Here is an 18,595-nt window from a genome sequence, read left to right as displayed (position 1 = left end):
AGCGACCGTTAAATAGCAGTAATAGATCAAAATAGGGGATCGCGGTCAATAGGGTGTTTGCAAAATTGCGCAGAAATGATCACGCGATCACACTATTTTAAATCTGGAATTAGCTGCGGAATGACGGATCTATATTTATATATAAAATCACTTTTTTAGTCGCATCTGAAAAAGTGAACACCCTTACAGGAATTGATCCGGCACTCATACCTGATGCCCTAGATATCGTCTCAATGATCTACAGTATAATGTTCTTTTTCCTCATTTTATCCTTCATTGTTAGCATTGGATCTGTGTACCCTTTCATTAATGAATTCAGGTCCAACTTCAAGAAAAGCAGGCCAAATGTGGCTAATGTATTTCGAGCTATAGGCTTAATTAGTACAGCCACTTTTTGCTTCATAATTGCTGGAGTAATAAAAAATAGCGAGACAAGCCAATCATTTACAAAGGAGTTAGTAATTCACTCCGAATACTTTAAAAATTCACCATGCGTCAACCATATCGACTCAAATGAGAAGCTAGAGCACATGAAAAAATTTAATCCGAATAATTTAGATGAAATAAATACCAAAGCGTTTAATGAAAGAGTAGCTTTTATCGGTAAAGGTCGAATATCTATATACAATTCTAAAACGGGTCAATTTTATAATCGACTTTGTGAATACCCAAAACTAAATACACTTATTCACAGAACTCCAAGTTAGGAGCAGCAGCGGGGTGAAGCTTGGCATAGTCAACAAAGGTGTACTTTGTTTCAAGCTTCCAACGAAAAATGCGTGAGATAAACACTTTGCCATCAGCGACTATGCCTTTTAGGCTTTGGATCAGTTCATTGGCTGAATACTGGCTGTGGTTTATCTCACCCGTTTGTTTGTCAAAGGTAATGTCATAATGTGGTCTAAAGGCTTGTTTAGCTCTAGGGCAAAATACCCCGCCCATTAATTGGGTGTAACGCATCCAGTCGCCATCGTCAGCGGCGTTGAGAATATCGACTAGCTTAGGGTCTGCATCATCGGTTAAGGCTTTAAGCCTACGTAGCTCGCGCCATACCGTTACCGAACAACCGCCTAATTGTTGAAACTGACGAATGCCCCAACATGACGCCCACGCTTCAACGCGCACAGCGGCTTCTTTTGGGTCTTCGCCGTAAATGCCTGAATCTAAATTCTCACCATCAATATTTTTAGAAATGTACTTAGCAATGTAACCCGTGGCCGAACCTTTTTCAGGGTCAATTTTCACCTCAGTAAAGCGGTGTTGCTGCGCGCCATGTTCATCACCATCTTCTTGTAAGGCATAAGTGCGCATGACTTGAACCATCACATCGTACTTATCAGGCTCAACAAATAATAACAAGTGCCAATGGGGTGTACCGTCATGTTGCGGCTCAGCAACCCGAAAGCCGTAAAATCTTACGCCTTCGCGTTGCAACTTAGACCGTACTTTAACCCAAAGACGGTTTAAATAGGCCTGTCCATCTAGGGGTGTATAGCCTTGCCAGTTCGGGTTCTTCTGCCCTGTTTTCGCATAGCAGCGATGATATTTAGACGGGCAAGTAATGGTTAAGAAGGCGGAAACATGGTTTAACTCAAGTGATAAATCTTCAAAGCCACGCGCGCGCACCATCAATTCAGTTTTACGGATTTTAGGATCAGCTACGCCCATTTGGCTTAGCTCTAACAAGCTAAACGATTGCCCTTCATCATTAGTGGCAATCGTGGCTTCAAGCCATTCACGGCTTTTATGCTTCTGATTAATGCGTACATTAACCGTATGATGCGAACAGTATATGCCTAACTTACGGTTAACTTGGCCTATAGCATGGAACACGGTTTCAATTGCCCGCATGTGAAAACGGCGCAAACGCCGCATCCACCAACTAATATCTTTTAGCCTTGAGACACAACCTTCTAAGCTATAGGCATCTAAGCTAGGCGGCTTAATACCTAAAGGTTTAACGTAACCCTCTAGCATAGGGTAAAGCTCAGGATAATCATGCCCAACTGACCCTAAAATATCCAGCACCGCCCGACTATGCTTTTTGGCTTCAATCTTTATTTCATCTTCATCACAGTTCAAATTCAACCGTTCAAACGAAATAGGCAAGCGTTTAACTAATTCACTCTTGGTTTCACGTAACCAAATATTGCGCTGACGCTTGCCATCAATGCCCATGTAGAATTCAAACACAGTGCGCTGAAGGTCATAGGGTAAATGGCTAATAATGCCGTTAACAAACTGGCGATCATCCCAGTCCACCAGCTTCAATTTATTTTCAATTAACCACATACACGCCCCTCCCCTTTTGCAGTGATCACAAACTTATCCCAGCGCACGCCAAAATAAGTCACGCTTTGAAATTCAATCAGGCCTTCACGCAACAACTTGCGCACCGTCTTATCAAATACCCTCACCTCAAGCGGAGCAGACAAATATATATCGCCTTGATTGGCACAGTAATCCGAGCAAATTTCAATAAAGTTGCCCTTGGCAAGCCAAGCTAAAATAGTTAATTGTTCAGGGGTTAATGTTACTTGAGAGTTGGTCATTACATTTCTCCCGCTTGACTAAGGTGAACCAACTTACGCTGACTGTTTAGCCAATTATCTAAATCTTCTCTTAAGTAACGCACCGCACGACCAATTTTTATAAATGGCGGGGCAATGGTGCGGTTTGCGCGCTCGCCGTCCATGCGCGATTGACGCAAAAAAGATCGGCTCATGCCGATGTATAAAGCGGTTTCTTGTTCATTAAGGGCGCGTTTGTTAGATATGTTCATCTTGGTATCTCCAGTGGTTGACTGAGAGACACCATAATTTACCCAAGGGGCTTGGGCAGCTAGTTGGGCAACTAGTTGGGGATCTTTTTCAAACCATTTTTAACGACATAAACATAATTCTGGAAAGTTTTATAGGTCATTTCGCGAACGGAATCTTGGCTTAAGCCAAACCAACTAATGCTATCGCCGCTCATCACCCTAATAACATCGTCTGTATCATAGATAGGATCATCTAACATCACGTCTTTTCGCAGTAAATTCCAAACAGCACGAGAACCTAAGTTCGGATAAGCCTTTATAATACGAGAAATGATTATTTTGATTTCATTTATTTCAATTCTTGGCTCTTTGGATAACGCTTGAGCGGGTTTGTTATCGGTAGATAATCCTAGATTACGTAAAACCTCTGCATTTAAACATTCTGAACCAAACACATGCTCAATATCACGAATATCAAAGCGCAACTGATCGGGTTTAATGGTTAAGCTGACATAACCTAATTTGGTTTCTTTTGGAGTAAAGGCGTTAAGAAATGAGTTAAATGCACCTGAATGATCACCTGCTTCTTGCGCGGCTTTCATTTGGTTAAAAGCGGTTTGATTGCCACGCGTAAAGTCGCTAATTTCAGCCACACTTGGCGTTGCCAAAAAAGGCTGTTTTGGTACTTTGGGTTGATAATCAACACCTGAAAATTGTGTGCTATTTAGGTGGGAAAATTGCGATCGACAATCATCAATACCAGTGATTAACTCAGGCTCAAGCACCATAAATGATTCAAGCTGCACCTTTTTGTTATAGCAAAGTAATTGCTTACTTTGCTCAGCATTCAAGCCAATACAACCACAATAATCAAACGTACCGAGTAACAACTTACCTTTACCAATCAGGCCTAAGTTTCTGTCTTCAACCCAAGCACACAGCGTCAGATTTTCCCGAGCGACCGCATCAAGCAAATCACCTGCTAACAAGCTGGTCACATTAGATATTTCAGAGGGTAAATAAAAGCAGCGAGACTTCATAAACAATCACTTATGATGACAAACGTAGCACTAGGATATGATTCAGATTAGCCCAGCTCAACTAAGAAGTACGGTTTACGCCCTCTGGCTCTCATTATTTAGCATTATTGAGAGCTGTGCATTGCGGTTCACAGGAGGTAGCTCTATTTGATAGACAGCATGTTTAGGCATTTATCACGAAAAAAATGACGGACGTTATCGGCTACTTCATCCATTTGACCAGAATCTAACCCTATATCAACCTTTGCTTGCCAAACTTCAGGGCCATCATTTTCGATAAATGATAGATGTAGCATGACATGGCCTAAATGATCACATGATGCCGACAAACCGAAATCTTCCTCTATTGAACCCCAAGTTTGAAGCCCATCCCACCCCTTCCATTGTTTAGCAATATACGCAAAAAGATCCACCAAAAGTCCGCCATCCGAATAGCCCCAAACTCGTTTTTTAAGCTTGATTGCAGGGCTGTCATAAATAACCGAATAATAGTCACCATCTCGCTCACAAAAGGTCAGTGAGGCTGATGTATTTGATGACTTGATGGTGAAGTGGTACATACAAATGAACTTTAATAACGGTTAAGGTAGTGAGGCAAAAGATCCCCCAACTTAGCAAGGGATCCTGTTAATTCAACCCAAGAAAAAACATTTCAAACTGTTATAAAAGCCTCTCGCCTACTTACTGCTGACACAGGAAGTAATTTAGAAGCCCTCTGATTATCAAAACTAAGTAGCTCTAGCTTTAGGTAGTCCAATTACACAACCCCAACTAAAAACTGATTTTCCTAAAATCGACCATTGCTCCTTGATGTAAGGCGAAAAGTTTTTTTGAAAATCACACAGATTAGTTCTTTCTAAATATTCTATACTTTTAACTAAAGAATGCTCACCAAGCCCATCAATCTTAATGCAACTATTACACTCTTTACTTTTTTCATTATTTATACAAATCTTTTCTTTCCAACATGGCTTACTATTTACTAAATCATAACTAGAGAAAACATTGCTCCAAAAATTACTTTTATACATATTATCTAAAGACAAAGCTTCCGATAACTTCAATCCATTTTTATGATCGAAATATTTTCTGAATTCATAATTACTAAACTTATCCAGATTTCGAATCTCATCAATAGCATCAATTTTATTTGGTAAGACATCCTGAAGTAAAACCTCAGGAATTAAACATTCAACTTCATGAAAATCAGCAACAATGCACTCTTGGTTTTTAGCAAACCCTCGATGCCCTCGAAATGGAGAGAAACTTTTTGATGTATCGCCCTCAGCTCCCTTTGGATGAGCTTTATCACTATCAACAATACAAAGAGCAAATTCCTTACAATCAAAAATTTTTTTATATTTTTTATAGGTTCGAGATCCCCCCCCATCAATAAAATTAAACTTTGTCTTTACAGAGCGACCAATATTTTTATAGGCATAAAGTTCACCTGTAAATCTATAAAAATGACAATCACTCAAATCCTCACATAAAAGGAACACACCGTGACTTATAGAGGGACAACTTGCATAAGAATAAGATAAATAAACAGTTTTAACACCAAATTCATCAGACACAAAAACATCTTCACTTTCGCAATCAAAATCAAAAACGAACTTTAGATTAATATTGTTTTTAACTGAACCTATCTCTCTTTTATTCTCTAAAAGATCACTTGCGTATTTCTTTTGCCTTTCCCCATACAATGAAGATTTCAGTATAGATAATAACATTGTCTTAGGCGAATATACCACATGCAACCTTTTACCATGAAACTCCAATATCCTATCTACAGCCTCAAGTTTCGATAAATTATTCTTATAATCTTCAGGAATACAGTTTTTAACCGTTATATACATAATTCATCTACCTGAGAAGAAACCAATAGGCCACTTCAATAAATCACCTTCATCATCAAAACCAGTTTGAGTTACTTTTGTTATATTATTTTCCTTCTCCAAAATAACAATATTAATAGACTCTCTCCCCCCATATTCTTCAACAACATCACCTAACGCATCAATCATAGTCTTACTATGCGTTTCAAAAATAATATTTATTGGTGAACCAATATTTCTTTTAAACATCGCAACTTTTGCAAATACTTTTGCTAATGTTGCCTGCATCTTTGGGTGTAAATGAAGTTCTGGCTGCTCAATAACATACGTTATGGGAATTCTCCCTCTTATACTCAATGGATTTGACTTTGAGTATTCAGTTAGCCATATTGAAGTTATTATAGGTAAGATTTGTGAAAACCCAAACCCCATATCACTTATATTAGTTTCCTGACCATCAATATTAATAAGTATTTCATAATGCAAACTATCACTAACTGGTACATACACCTCAAAACCAAAATTATTTAGACTCCAATCTTTGAATAGACGCATTTGATGGTTAGATAAATTCCTCAAGACCATAGCCAAGTTTGAGCCAGTATGGTCTACTTCATCAATATGTAAATCTTGAAATCTATAAAACCTTTCCGCTGTAGATCTTAATGGAGCTATATACTTAACCCGTTGAAAATAGCATTCAAAATAGTGATTAACCTCATCGATAAAAGTGGGGAAATATGCTACCAACAATTCCTTCTGCACATTAAAAAGCTCTTCTTTTGACAATAAAGAAAACGAATCGAATTCTGAAACAGACTCTATCCCATCAAAATAAAACCCATTCAAAAACTCTCTTTCAAAATCATAAAAGTTTTCATAATCACCTTGCAACTTTGAGCTAAGAGTCTCATATAACCTTTTAACACCATCCCGACTAATAGCTTGGTAATAATTGTATTTATCTATCAACTCATAATAATTTAATTCAATATCCTCTGAATTCTCTACATCCCCCAAATCACATCCCTCAGCGCCACCACGCCAGCCTAACAAAGAAATACTTGGTATAAAACCTTGAGATTTCTTATTGTTAACAGTTAAGATCGCATCAGTAATTTCACCATTCACGTAAACATTAAAAGCTCCATCCTCATTATATTTAACACTAACTTCAACCCCTAAAGCTTTCACAGTTAACGAATCAAAAACGGTGCTTTTCTCTATTCCTGTAACACCTAGGCTTAAATCAACAGAGAGATCTTCATTTTGGCTAAATGAAAGAGATGAGTCCCCTCTCAAATCAAATTTGTAATCAAAGAATATAATCTCGCTAGAAGAAGATTTATTCTTGGCTTCAGAAAATGCACCATAGTCGACATATTTACCATACCAAAGAATAGGGCCACTCGTGTGTGACTCGATTGATTGTCTAAGTAAAGGAAAAGTTCTTAGTAAAGAGCTTTTTCCACAACTATTTGTTCCAATAAATATAGTCAACGGACATATTTCAATATATTCAGAGTTAGGATCATCGCTAAAACTTCTTAAATTTCTTACTCGGTAGCTATACACAGTATTAATCTCGGTTAATGAAAAAACGTATGCAAAAAATGGACTATAAACTATCCAATCAACCCCACTGCCGCCGCTTTATGCTCTGGCGCTAAGTGGGCATAACGCAGGGTCATTTTTAGGTCAGCATGGCCTAGTAACTCGCGCACTGTGTTGAGGTCTACGCCTGCCATCACCAATTTACTAGCAAAGTGGTGGCGCAGGTCGTGAAATCTAAAATCGGTAATGCCAGCGGCTTTCAGCAAGTTAGCCCACGGCTTTTTCAGGTCGGTTAAGGGTTTGCCCTCTTCCCCTTCAAATACATAACCGCTAGTTTTGGTATCTTGTTGCCATTGCTGCAAAGCGTCTTTTGCTTTCTTATTCAAGGGAATATGCCTTGATTTGCCTGATTTTGCATTATCCGCGATCACAGTTAAATAATTTTCATCGAAATGTACTGCGCTCCAGCTTAGGTTTAGTATTTCACCACGGCGCATCCCTGTGTTCATTGCCAAAATAACAATGGGCATTAAGTGGTCAGCAAAGTGTTTATCTCTTAACTCGGGCAATAAGGGGTAGCCGCGCTGGTAGCGGTATAAGTTGCCACTATCCCTTTCATCTTTTATGCGCTGGTTTCGCGCTGCGAGTGCCATTAATAGCTCTTGCTCTTCGGTGGCATCAAGGTAGCGCACAATACTGTTATCCGATTTGAGGGTTTTCACTTTTGATAAGTCGTGGCTTTCCAGTAGCCCCCATTCACAAGCGCGGCTAATCGCGCCTTTCAACGGGTTTATGTAACTGTTGATAGTGGCGGGCTTTGCCCCTGTTTTACGTTTTTCATTGCGCCACTGCTCTAACACCCACGCATTAATATCGGATAGTTGCTTGTCTAATAAATCGGGAAAACCAGATTTGATCGTCTTAATGGTTTTTTCAGCCGTTTTCGCGTTGCGGGTTTGCAACCAAGGTAAATAGTGCTCATCCAAAAATACCGCGAGTTTATTTTGCTTGCCGCGCTCAACTTCGCGTTTGGCTTGTTTCTTCTCGGCTTGAACATCTACCCCATTGGCAACCTCGCCCGCTTTGGCTTTTGCCATGTCGCGCGCTTGGGTTGGCGTGATAAAACCATGAACGCCCAGCTTGAAATTTACCTGCTTACCATTAAGGCGATAGTAGAGGTAATAAACGATTTTACCCGCTGCTGAGATGCGGGCGTGAAAACCTGCTATCTCGGTATCGTTGACCCGCTGATCGGCTGGAACAAGGCGCTTGATACAGCTGATCGTTATCTTTTCTCGTTTTGCCATTTTTTCACCCCAAAATGCAATATGTAGCAGGTTTGTAGCTTCATAAGTATGCATTAAGGTTAAGTAATGAACAACAACGAACAAGAGATTAAATCATAAGCAACTGAATATTAGACATTTAAAGTTCATCATCGTTCATTGGCGTTCGTGCATAGATATGCAAAAAACACTGAAAAATCTCTCTCATAATCGGTAGGTCCGCAGTTCAAGTCTGCGAGGGACCACCAAATTTATAAGCACTTAATATCATTGATGTTAGGTGCTTTTTCTTTTCTGGATTTTGAAGGTCTGTTAATAGGTCGGGTTAAGCGCAAGTCAAAATCACCTTTCCCTTTCTCATTTGACTCTAGCCAAGCAATAAATACTTTTTCATTCGTTAACGGGAATATTTCACAACAAAGTAATGACTCCTTTTTGCAGCGCCAACGCGACCTCAAAATCGTTGTCCAATTGACGCAATGGATTCATTTAGTGTAAAGGCTAACGTGATGGTGAGCAGTAGGCAGAAGTAAAAGGTTATATGCTTCATAATATTTTTTATTCTGTAAAAGTGTTTACCTTTCTGCCAGTTAGCCAGATCTAAGCGCTTTACTTCGCCTAGAGCAATTCCCTTTGGTAAACGCCATTTTGCAGTATCTTGTGCTAGAGCCTAAGTGTTGTTATCTTGGCGTAGCGCCAGCTAGCCTTGTCTCTGTTAGGATTTACTATGTCTTTATTTATTAAGCACAAATATACATTATTTGGGGTGGTTGCGATCCTGCTTTGGAGCAGCTTAACCGCGCTGATCAGGGATGTGTCGGAGCTTTTTGGCGCCATAGGTGGCGCAGCTATGTTGTACACCATTAGTTCGATTTTTTTAGTGTCGGTTATGGGTGTGCCCAAAATCAACAGCTTCCCTAAGCGTTACCTTGTCATCGGGGGGTTGCTGTTCGTGTCCTATGAGGTGTGTTTTGCGCTGTCTTTAGGGATGGCTAATGACAGGCACCAGTCAATGGAAATGGCCGTGATTAATTACTTGTGGCCAGCCATTACCATACTGTTAACCGTTATAACTGGGCAGCGTAAAGTGAATGTATTGGTTTATCCCAGTGTGATTATCGCGTTTATTGGCGTGGCTTGGTGCATCTCTGGCGATAACGGCATTTCCATTAACATATTAATGAGTAATATTGCCGAAAACCCGTTAACTTACTTTCTGGCTTTTTCAGCAGCCATGATTTGGGCGACCTATTGTACAATCACAAAAAAAATGAGTGATGGAAAAAACCCTATTGCGTTATTTTTTATTGCGACCGCTGCTACCCTATGGATTAAATATGCGTTCAGCGACGAGTCTGGTTTTCACTTCACACTTAGCACTTTTGCAACACTGTTGCTGTCTGGTGTTGTGATGGGGTCAGGGTACGCGTTATGGAATAGAGCTGTTATTGGTGGCAATATCATGCTTTTGGGTACCATTTCTTATTTTACTCCGGTCTTTGCTACGCTTTTTTCTTCGGTCTATTTATCTGTCACGCTCGGGCCGTCATTTTGGCAAGGTGTTGCCCTTGTTACACTCGGTTCAATAATTTGTTTTTTTGTCACCAGAGAAAAGACCACGTCGAGTGATAATGTTAAATCACCAGTGAAAACTGAAACCTAGCTTGTATTACGCTCAGTGCATTCAAAATACAAAAGCAGTGCTGCAAAGTTAATAATTCACGTTTTTTTTTTCAACCGTATTACTTCAAATATTGCAACAAAATAGCCCATTTAATATGCCAAGTGTCATGAAAATGAACACTCCCGTATCAATCTAATTGACTTGGCTATACGGTGTTACCTATAGTTTCAGCGCAATCTTCGTACCTATCCAGCTTGAGCATAACAAATGGAATTGAGTGAACGATATTTTACTGTTTTAGATTCCCTGCCGGATCATGTCTTTGTATTCTCTGAATCTGGTATTTATGTTGATGTGTATGGCGGAGCTGAAAATGCCACGGGGTTCGATTGCAAGCCATTTATCGGACAATCACTTTTCGATGTCGCACCACCGGAGATGGCACACGATTTTCTCTCATACATCACCGCTGCACTAGAAACAAACCAGACTCAAACCGTAACTTATAAGTTCGACAAGCAAGACATGATTGACTTGCCTGCTGATGTTCCCGTCCCGCAAGAAATCTGGTTTGAAGGTATTATTAAACCACTTCCTCTAGTTGAAAATGGCGAAAGAACTGTTGTTTGGATGGCAAAAAATATCACCGAACGCCATTATTTAGAGCAACGTCTAAAAGAGCTATCTGAAATCGATGAGCTCACCGGTGTTTTCAACCGAAGATCTTTTACCAGCACCCTGTCTCATACACTACTGCCTGACCACCCACATCAACAAAATCACTCTTTATTAATGGTTGATATTGATAGATTTAAACTAATCAACGACTCAATCGGCCACGTCGCGGGTGATGCAATTATAAAACACATAGCGTTTGTTATTCAGCAGCAATTAAGCGGAACAAGTTATATAGGTCGTATCGGTGGTGAGGAGTTTGCGATTCTACTCAGTGGTATGACTCTTTCCGAAGCAACCAAGTTTGCAGAACAATTAAGAGTCAAAGTAAAAGATACGCCTTGTATCGCTGGTGATTATATAGTTAAGCCTACCATCAGCATAGGTGTAACCTCTATTAATAAAGATGATACTGATATAAAAGATATTTTACATCGCGCCGATACGGCAATGTATTACTCCAAAAGTAAAGGCAGAGATAACGTTAGCCAATATTCAGAGGATATTGAGCGGGATAATGCACGCTCAATTGACAGCATTAACTTTATTTCAAAGCTCATCTAGTAAATATTTAACAAGATATAGGTATCGATATCCCATGATATAAAGCGAGGATGATAATGACTGTAATCACTAATCACGGCTTCAATTTACCTCTAAAGAGGGGGCCATTTCAAAGTAACGGTGCAACCCCTTGGTATTGTGATATTGGTATAGGCTCACCAAAACAAACGTTAAAAATATGCTTCGATACTGGTAGTGACTTCAACTGGATAACGTCTAGCCTCTGCGCCAAAAACAGCTGTAAACATTACGCAAACAAGCGATTCGATTATCAAGTATCTAACACTTTCACTTGGCGTAGCCAAACAACCCAATCAGTTAGTTTTGGCCCATGGGGCACGATGAGTGTTGAGACAGGCAACGACAAATTAACACTATCAAATAACAACCCTACCCTAACCATTTTCAACGATATTTACCTTGCCAAAAATTACTCAGGTCAACAGTTTGAAGAATTAGATTGGGATGGCGGTATTGGCTTACCCAGTCGTCAATCTACAACAGCAACTAACACAAATACCCCAACCCCATTTAGGCGAAAAGCGTTTAATAGCAATGAAAGCGAACCATTCCATTTCTTTTTAAACCTGATGCAAAAAGGCTTGGTCAGTAAAGATAATCCTTATATATCCATTCTAACAGCTGGCGCTAATGACAATAGCTCAACAAGCTATATTGGTTTTGGCACCTTAGACAACACTTATGCATCCTCTCTTGAATATCTATTCTTGCCTTGGTCATGCTACCAACAGGAGGCGAGCTATTTATGGACAACACCTGAAGCAACTATTTCTGTTGGCGGAGAACCTATTGGAACCAATATGTTTTTTGCCTTAGATACCGGTTCATCTCAATTTAAAGGCGACAACAGAGTGTTATCCCGAGTATTCCAATTAACTGACAATGGTTCGCCAGTTGTCACTATTACCATTGGTAACCCAGGGGACACGCATTACGGTCGGCTTGAAATAAGCAGTGACATTTATAAATGTAGGATTGAGGCCGGCACGCAAGCTGGTAAAACAATTTCTCAGTTTCAAGGGCTCGAAGGGGCGGAGAATATTCTATTAGTAGGCTCGGTGCTGATGGATCACCTTTACACTGTTTATGAGTATGAGGCTGTTTCTGAAAGCGAAATTCGACCTAAAGGAATATGGATATTTAATAAGCCAAACGGACCAAAAATTATTATTGGTCAACAACCGACTCCTGCGTCAATTTTTTTACGATAAGGAAATGTCAGTATATGCAGCAATCGCTAACCGGAACATGGGGCAACAAATTTGGTTCAACAATGTCCCTTTATGCTCAAGATGAACGCATAATTGGGATCTATTCATCACATACAGGCTCAACTGGTGAATATTTACTTGTCGGAAATTGCTCAAACAATAGCCCATCAGACCAATTGGGACAAAGTGTCGCGTTCTCAATTTACTGGAGAAATATTTTGCCAGGAGAAGCCGATCCTAGCTGGCACTGGTCTGGCTCAATGTGTGGCCAGCTCCAAATTAATGGCAGCATGGTGTTAACCAATTCAATCGTCGTGTCAGTTCCCTTTGAGACTTACCAAAAAAGTAACTATATCGACGAATTGGAGTTTACTCGGTCAAAAGAGTTGAGCCAACCTCAGAAAGAAGCCATCAATAAACACTTTTTAAGCCATCAAACTAGCGGTAAAGATACACCCACTTTGCCTACACGCTTAACTGGGACCTGGGATAATAACCCGATGCAAACCAGCATTAAAATTCTTCCTGCAAATGCCTTATCAGGGCTAACAAAAGCAATCTTAACCATATCAGGTAACGAAATTGAGCTTCTTGGTTTTACTGATATTGATGCAAATGACTCCGAAGCACAAAGCTTTTCATTGGCAGGCTACAATCAGAAAACGAGTCAAACATTATCTCTTTCAGGGCAACTTGAAGCAGGAAGCGATGCACTAATGATCTACTCTTGGGCGTCACAACCCACTGCACCAGAAAACAGCTTTATGCAAACAAACTTAGCAAGTATCAACCTCACAAGAAAATGAATGTAAGTCTTTGCCAACATATTATCTTGCAACCCTAAGTAGGAGTGACTTAGGTGTTACTCTTTGATTTATGCCTGATATTCACAAATGCTTTTCCCTTTTAGGGGATAATCCGATGCTGTGGCTTGAATTACACTATCTTTATCATGTTAGTAACGCCTATTTGAATCGTTACTAGGGTTTCATCAAGCCAGCCTCCCCTTGCCATTTTGGCAACGCTGAGGCGATAAGGAATCGGTTATGTCTGCGGCATTTTATCAGCAAGTCCAACAGCAATTAGCAGAGTTGAAAAGCGAAGGTCTTTATAAATCGGAGCGGGTGATTACCTCGCAGCAACAAGCGGCAATTGCTATTGCCAGCGGCGAGCAAGTATTAAATTTTTGTGCCAATAACTACCTAGGCCTTGCCAACCACCCAGCCCTTATTGAAGCTGGTCGTGAAGGCATGGCTAGTCATGGTTTTGGCATGGCGTCGGTGCGTTTTATTTGCGGCACCCAAGACATTCACAAAACCCTTGAGCAAAAGCTATCTGCCTTTTTGGGTAAAGAAGACACCATTTTATATACCTCATGCTTTGATGCTAACACCGGTTTGTTTGAAACGATTTTAGGCAAAGAAGACGCCATCATCTCCGACGCTCTCAATCACGCCTCCATTATTGACGGAGTGCGTTTATGTAAAGCCATGCGTTACCGCTATGCCAATAACAATATGCAAGAGCTAGAAGCACAATTGATTGCTGCCGATGCCGCCGGCGCCCGCACTAAATTGATTGTCACTGATGGCGTATTTTCAATGGATGGCGTGGTGGCTAACTTACCCGCAATTTGTGATTTAGCCGATAAATATGACGCCTTGGTGATGGTGGATGACTCACACGCGGTGGGCTTTATGGGCAAAAATGGTCGTGGCACTCATGAATACCACAACGTGATTGACCGTATCGACATCATTACCGGCACTTTAGGCAAAGCCATGGGCGGCGCCTCAGGTGGTTATACCGCAGGTAAAAAAGAGGTGATTGACTGGTTACGTCAACGCTCGCGTCCTTATTTGTTCTCAAATTCAGTGGCCCCCGCCATTGTTGCCGCGTCAATCCGAGTACTTGATTTACTAGTAGAAAGTGATGCGCTACGTGACCAACTATGGGCTAACTCGACGCATTTTCGCGCGCGCATGGAAGCGGCTGGCTTCACCATGGGCGGCGCCGATCACGCAATTATTCCTATTATGCTTGGTGATGCCAAAGTAGCGGCTGAATTTGCTGAGCGCGCCTTGGCTAAAGGCATTTATGTCATCGGATTCTCGTTCCCTGTCGTGCCAAAAGGCCAAGCGCGTATTCGCACGCAGATGTCAGCGGCCCATAGCCGTGAACAGCTAGATAAAGCCATTGATGCGTTTATTGCAGTGGGCCAAGACATGGGGTTAATCAAATGAAAATTAAAGCGCTGGCAAAATTAAAACCCGAACAAGGCGTGTGGATGACACAAGTTGATATGCCTGAATTGGGTCATAACGACTTGCTAATCAAGATAAGAAAAACCGCCATTTGCGGCACCGATATTCATATCTATAACTGGGACGAATGGTCACAAAACACCATTCCCGTGCCTATGGTGATTGGCCACGAATACGTGGGCGAAGTGGTCGGTATTGGTCAAGAAGTGCGAGGCTTTGCAATGGGCGATCGCGTTTCTGGTGAAGGTCACATCACTTGTGGTCATTGCCGTAACTGTCGCGGTGGTCGCACTCATTTATGTCGTAATACTGTTGGCGTGGGCGTCAACCGCACTGGTGCCTTTTCTGAGTACCTAGTGATCCCAGCGTTTAACGCCTTTAAGATCCCTGATGGTATTTCAGATGATTTAGCATCTATCTTCGACCCTTTTGGTAACGCCGTTCATACTGCGCTGTCATTTGATTTAGTCGGTGAAGATGTATTGATCACTGGCGCTGGCCCGATTGGTATTATGGCCGCAGCCGTGGCCAAACACGTTGGCGCACGTCATGTGGTGATCACCGATGTGAATGAATATCGCCTTGAACTGGCTCGAAAAATGGGCGTAACTCGTGCAGTAAACGTAAGTGAACAAAATCTCGAGCAGGTAATGAGTGAGCTAGGAATGACAGAAGGCTTTGACGTTGGCCTTGAAATGTCAGGCGTGCCCAGTGCGTTTTGCTCCATGCTTAAAACCATGAACCACGGCGGTCGCGTCGCGCTACTGGGTATTCCACCCTCTGATATGGCCATTGATTGGAGCCAAGTGATCTTTAAAGGCTTAGTGATCAAGGGCATTTATGGTCGTGAAATGTTTGAAACTTGGTACAAGATGGCATCATTGATCCAATCAGGCTTAGATCTGACCCCAATCATCACCCATCACTTCAAGGTGAATGACTTCCAAAAAGGCTTCGACGCCATGCGCAGCGGGGCTTCGGGCAAGGTTATCCTTGATTGGCAGTAAGATAATTAAGAAAAAAACGTAAAACTAAAAACTCTAGCACGTCATACCTAGAAAACTCGTAAAGTGGTATTTTTGGGGTATAGTTTGGCATATTTTAGTATTCAATTTGCCCCAATTTTGCCCCAAACCCCAAATGCAATTTGCCCCAAGCCACTTCGGGGCAAGATCTCATTAAAATAGATTATATTCAGATAGTTAAGTTATTATTTAAATTGCCAATAGAGGGTAATTTCATAGCCGTTAGGAAGCTTTATATCTCGGGGATGGCCAGTAAGATTTTACAGAGTTCCGATTAACACATTTCCTCAATAAACCGCTTTTAATGTGATAACAAGTTGATATTTTAATCACATTAATATTTACTCTGTTGCACGGGTCATTGAAAAGCTCCATTGACCTATTTAAGGCTAGCGGGACGAGTTCATCAAAGCCCAAATGAGGCCCGCTCTTTCATGTAAATGACACCCTAGAAAGCAAGGTAGCTACATGGTTAAATTACTCTATTTATTTATTTTTTTGTTCTCCGCTTCGGTTCACTCTAACGAAATTATTGATTACAGCTGGAAAACAGTCGGCAGTGATCATTCGCCATGGCAGCCGTTCACGCCAGGCTCAATTGAAGGGTTTAAAACCGTCGACTTAGAAGGTAAACAAGTCGCAGTATTGGATGCAAACGCAACACCAAACCAAGACTTTATTGCTTTTCACCAAAGTTTGTATCAGCGTATTAAAGGTAATCGCATCACACTTTCCGGAAAAATTAAAACCCAAGATGTATCTGAGCATGCCGGCTTGTGGTTAAGGCTCGATGGCAGTACCGGCAATCTTGAATTTGACAACATGATCCAAAAGCCGATCAAGGGCAGCCAAGAGTGGCAAGAAATTTCAGTCACCTTACCCCTCAACAATCGAACTAAAAGCATTTACTTTGGCGGATTAGTTATCGGCACAGGAAAGGCGTGGTTCGATGACCTTAAGCTCTCTATTGATGATGAGGTAATTAGCTCAAAACACATTTTCAACCATGAGATAAAACCAGCTGAGCAAGAGTATGCCTTTCATTTTGGTAAGCCCATAGACCAATCAGACTTAAGTCAGCTCCAACTCACTAATACTGAAACATTTATTAAAATCTGGGGCTTGATAAAATATAACCACAATCAGGTTGCTGCCGGCAACATCAATATGGATAAAGAATTTATCACCCTGCTACCTAGCATCTTAACTGCGACATCGACCTCAGAAGCCAACGAGTTAATGGCCAGCTGGTTAGATACCCTAGGAACAATTAACCCCTGTAAAGATAAATGCATTAGCGATGCAGAAAAAGCGTTATCCGAGCCGGCGTTAGCTTGGGCTATCGATCAAGAAAAAATGGGCACAGAGCTTGCGGATAAACTCCTTCACATTTACAAAAACCGTTTCTTTAAAGAGCATTTTTATTTAGAGAGAGCAGGAAATATGACTTTGTTCGTAAATGAGGTAAGTTACTTAGACCAACAAAGTGGTGACCTAAGAATGAGGTTGTTAACCCTTGCTCGATTTTGGAATACGGTTCATTATTTCTCGCCATACAACGATCTTATGTCCAAGCCATGGCAACAGAAACTGCCCGACTTGATTGTAAAATTAGCTAAGGCCAAGACCCATGAGCAGTTTTTCTTAGCCACTCATTACTTACTTGCAGCAAACGAAGATAGCCACACCCAGCTTAACAATGTTCACCTATCATTTTATGAAAGCGCTTTCGGTGGTTTTTTCCTCCCTTTCGTCATGGAAAGAATTGATGATAAATGGGTTGTTAATGAGGTAATAGATAAGCAATCAAAGGTAAAAACGGGCGATATCATCACGGCTATTGGCGGTGTAGATCTTGAAGCTACAACTCAAACGCTGTTTCCTTATATGTCGGCATCAAATGATGCTGTTAAATTTAGGCAACTGAGTTATTTTGTTAACAGGGTTAAGACAAAAAGTATCGAAATTGAAATTAATGGCAGTAAAAAGTTAACTGAACAAGCCTTGTCTGGCGCAGAACTTCAGCAATTGACTTACAATCAAGAGCCGACTTCACTTTATGACCACCCACTAACCCTAACATTCGATAACCGCGTGGGCTACATTAATCTTGCCAAGGCGAATGGTGAAAATCTCAATGACATTTTTGCAAAATTCAGTAAGTTTGATGGCATAGTTTTGGACTTAAGAAACTATCCTGTTTTTATGCCCTCGACGTTATTAAATAAACTTTCAACATCACCGTATCGTTTTGCTAATTTCAATGTCCCCACTTGGAATACCCCATCAACATTTAGCCCTATCAACTCAAATGATGGTTATTTTACTCCAATTTATGGCAATACCGTTTTCAAGGGCAGAGTGATCGTGTTAGTTGATGAAAAAACGCAAAGCAGAGCGGAGTTTACGGCAATGGCATTAAGAAGATTGCCCAAGACGTTAATTTTGGGAAGCCAAACAGCAGGAACGGACGGTGAGGCTATCTCATTAGCTTTGCCTTACGCTGGTTGGTCTACTGATATTACCGGCCTTGAGGTTACTGGCCCAGAAGGGGCGCAAGTACAAAAAGTGGGGATCATTCCCGATGTCGTGGTAGAACAAAAGATCGAAGATCTTGCTACTCAGGATGATACTCAGTTAAATGAGGCGGTTAAATGGATCCAATCACCTGAGTTTTTGCAAAAAACCCCGAGTAAAATCCAAATCTAATACGTCTTACCTTATCGGCCGTT

Annotated in this window: 15 protein-coding genes; 7 read left to right on the top strand and 8 right to left on the bottom strand. The window is 41.0% G+C overall.

The annotated features are described in order from the left end of the window. Positions 1 to 684: 684 nt before the first annotated feature. From K6Y31_RS08210 to K6Y31_RS08175, 8 genes are all read right to left on the bottom strand, one after another. Positions 685 to 2,292 carry a replication endonuclease gene (locus K6Y31_RS08210; protein ID WP_233052315.1) on the bottom strand — a complete coding sequence of 536 codons (1,608 nt, stop codon included), beginning with the start codon at positions 2,290 to 2,292 and terminating at the stop codon, positions 685 to 687. Further along, the gene (locus tag K6Y31_RS08205; protein ID WP_233052314.1) at positions 2,283 to 2,552 is read right to left on the bottom strand and encodes a hypothetical protein; all 270 of its coding nucleotides are present in this window, start codon (positions 2,550 to 2,552) and stop codon (positions 2,283 to 2,285) included. The genes K6Y31_RS08210 and K6Y31_RS08205 overlap by 10 nt, the downstream gene beginning before the upstream one ends. Further along, on the bottom strand, positions 2,552 to 2,782 hold the full coding sequence (locus K6Y31_RS08200; protein WP_233052313.1) for a helix-turn-helix transcriptional regulator: 231 nt from the start codon (positions 2,780 to 2,782) through the stop codon (positions 2,552 to 2,554). The genes K6Y31_RS08205 and K6Y31_RS08200 overlap by 1 nt, the downstream gene beginning before the upstream one ends. 71 nt (positions 2,783 to 2,853) lie before the next feature. After that, the gene (locus K6Y31_RS08195) at positions 2,854 to 3,801 is read right to left on the bottom strand and encodes a hypothetical protein (RefSeq protein ID WP_233052312.1); all 948 of its coding nucleotides are present in this window, start codon (positions 3,799 to 3,801) and stop codon (positions 2,854 to 2,856) included. A gap of 143 nt (positions 3,802 to 3,944) precedes the next feature. Then, positions 3,945 to 4,361 (bottom strand): DUF6228 family protein, encoded by a 417-nt coding sequence (locus K6Y31_RS08190; RefSeq protein WP_233052311.1) that lies wholly within the window; start codon positions 4,359 to 4,361, stop codon positions 3,945 to 3,947. A gap of 168 nt (positions 4,362 to 4,529) precedes the next feature. After that, positions 4,530 to 5,660 carry a hypothetical protein gene (locus K6Y31_RS08185; protein WP_233052310.1) on the bottom strand — a complete coding sequence of 377 codons (1,131 nt, stop codon included), beginning with the start codon at positions 5,658 to 5,660 and terminating at the stop codon, positions 4,530 to 4,532. A gap of 3 nt (positions 5,661 to 5,663) precedes the next feature. Next, on the bottom strand, positions 5,664 to 7,214 hold the full coding sequence (locus tag K6Y31_RS08180; protein WP_233052309.1) for an AAA family ATPase: 1,551 nt from the start codon (positions 7,212 to 7,214) through the stop codon (positions 5,664 to 5,666). A gap of 50 nt (positions 7,215 to 7,264) precedes the next feature. Then, positions 7,265 to 8,500 carry a site-specific integrase gene (locus tag K6Y31_RS08175; RefSeq protein WP_233052308.1) on the bottom strand — a complete coding sequence of 412 codons (1,236 nt, stop codon included), beginning with the start codon at positions 8,498 to 8,500 and terminating at the stop codon, positions 7,265 to 7,267. Between the two features lie 706 nt (positions 8,501 to 9,206). On the opposite strand from K6Y31_RS08175, the gene yddG reads away from it, so the two are divergent. The 7 genes from yddG to K6Y31_RS08140 all read left to right on the top strand — a co-directional run bounded on the left by yddG (position 9,207) and on the right by K6Y31_RS08140 (position 18,572). Further along, positions 9,207 to 10,142, top strand: a complete 936-nt coding sequence (yddG, locus tag K6Y31_RS08170) for an aromatic amino acid DMT transporter YddG (protein WP_233052307.1) — start codon at positions 9,207 to 9,209, stop codon at positions 10,140 to 10,142. A gap of 228 nt (positions 10,143 to 10,370) precedes the next feature. Then, positions 10,371 to 11,342 (top strand): sensor domain-containing diguanylate cyclase, encoded by a 972-nt coding sequence (locus K6Y31_RS08165; RefSeq protein ID WP_233052306.1) that lies wholly within the window; start codon positions 10,371 to 10,373, stop codon positions 11,340 to 11,342. 56 nt (positions 11,343 to 11,398) lie between these two features. Further along, positions 11,399 to 12,574 (top strand): pepsin-like aspartic protease, encoded by a 1,176-nt coding sequence (locus K6Y31_RS08160; RefSeq protein WP_233052305.1) that lies wholly within the window; start codon positions 11,399 to 11,401, stop codon positions 12,572 to 12,574. A 14-nt stretch (positions 12,575 to 12,588) separates the two neighbouring features. Further along, positions 12,589 to 13,380, top strand: coding sequence for an avidin/streptavidin family protein (locus K6Y31_RS08155; RefSeq protein ID WP_233052304.1), 792 nt, complete (start codon positions 12,589 to 12,591; stop codon positions 13,378 to 13,380). A 240-nt stretch (positions 13,381 to 13,620) separates the two neighbouring features. Then, a complete protein-coding gene (locus K6Y31_RS08150) occupies positions 13,621 to 14,817 on the top strand; it encodes a glycine C-acetyltransferase (RefSeq protein WP_233052303.1) in 1,197 nt (398 codons plus the stop codon). A gap of 2 nt (positions 14,818 to 14,819) precedes the next feature. Continuing rightward, a complete protein-coding gene (gene tdh / locus K6Y31_RS08145; RefSeq protein ID WP_233052317.1) occupies positions 14,820 to 15,845 on the top strand; it encodes an L-threonine 3-dehydrogenase in 1,026 nt (341 codons plus the stop codon). A 486-nt stretch (positions 15,846 to 16,331) separates the two neighbouring features. Beyond that, on the top strand, positions 16,332 to 18,572 hold the full coding sequence (locus tag K6Y31_RS08140; RefSeq protein ID WP_233052302.1) for a S41 family peptidase: 2,241 nt from the start codon (positions 16,332 to 16,334) through the stop codon (positions 18,570 to 18,572). Positions 18,573 to 18,595: the final 23 nt, after the last annotated feature.

The organism is Motilimonas cestriensis (assembly GCF_021295315.1).
Lineage (GTDB): Bacteria > Pseudomonadota > Gammaproteobacteria > Enterobacterales > CBDFNC01 > Motilimonas > Motilimonas cestriensis.
Note: the sequence above shows the minus strand (reverse complement) of the source record. Positions and strands in the feature narration are given on the sequence as shown.

Bases quoted from the DNA above. Each gene is read 5' to 3' on its own strand.
- K6Y31_RS08210 (WP_233052315.1), bottom strand. From the start codon at position 2,292: ATGTGGTTAATTGAAAATAAATTGAAGCTGGTGGACTGGGATGATCGC.
- K6Y31_RS08150 (WP_233052303.1), top strand. From the start codon at position 13,621: ATGTCTGCGGCATTTTATCAGCAAGTCCAACAGCAATTAGCAGAGTTG.
- K6Y31_RS08205 (WP_233052314.1), bottom strand. From the start codon at position 2,552: ATGACCAACTCTCAAGTAACATTAACCCCTGAACAATTAACTATTTTA.
- K6Y31_RS08175 (WP_233052308.1), bottom strand. From the start codon at position 8,500: ATGGCAAAACGAGAAAAGATAACGATCAGCTGTATCAAGCGCCTTGTT.
- yddG (WP_233052307.1), top strand. From the start codon at position 9,207: ATGTCTTTATTTATTAAGCACAAATATACATTATTTGGGGTGGTTGCG.
- K6Y31_RS08140 (WP_233052302.1), top strand. From the start codon at position 16,332: ATGGTTAAATTACTCTATTTATTTATTTTTTTGTTCTCCGCTTCGGTT.
- K6Y31_RS08185 (WP_233052310.1), bottom strand. From the start codon at position 5,660: ATGTATATAACGGTTAAAAACTGTATTCCTGAAGATTATAAGAATAAT.
- K6Y31_RS08155 (WP_233052304.1), top strand. From the start codon at position 12,589: ATGCAGCAATCGCTAACCGGAACATGGGGCAACAAATTTGGTTCAACA.
- K6Y31_RS08165 (WP_233052306.1), top strand. From the start codon at position 10,371: ATGGAATTGAGTGAACGATATTTTACTGTTTTAGATTCCCTGCCGGAT.
- K6Y31_RS08195 (WP_233052312.1), bottom strand. From the start codon at position 3,801: ATGAAGTCTCGCTGCTTTTATTTACCCTCTGAAATATCTAATGTGACC.
- K6Y31_RS08200 (WP_233052313.1), bottom strand. From the start codon at position 2,782: ATGAACATATCTAACAAACGCGCCCTTAATGAACAAGAAACCGCTTTA.
- K6Y31_RS08190 (WP_233052311.1), bottom strand. From the start codon at position 4,361: ATGTACCACTTCACCATCAAGTCATCAAATACATCAGCCTCACTGACC.
- K6Y31_RS08160 (WP_233052305.1), top strand. From the start codon at position 11,399: ATGACTGTAATCACTAATCACGGCTTCAATTTACCTCTAAAGAGGGGG.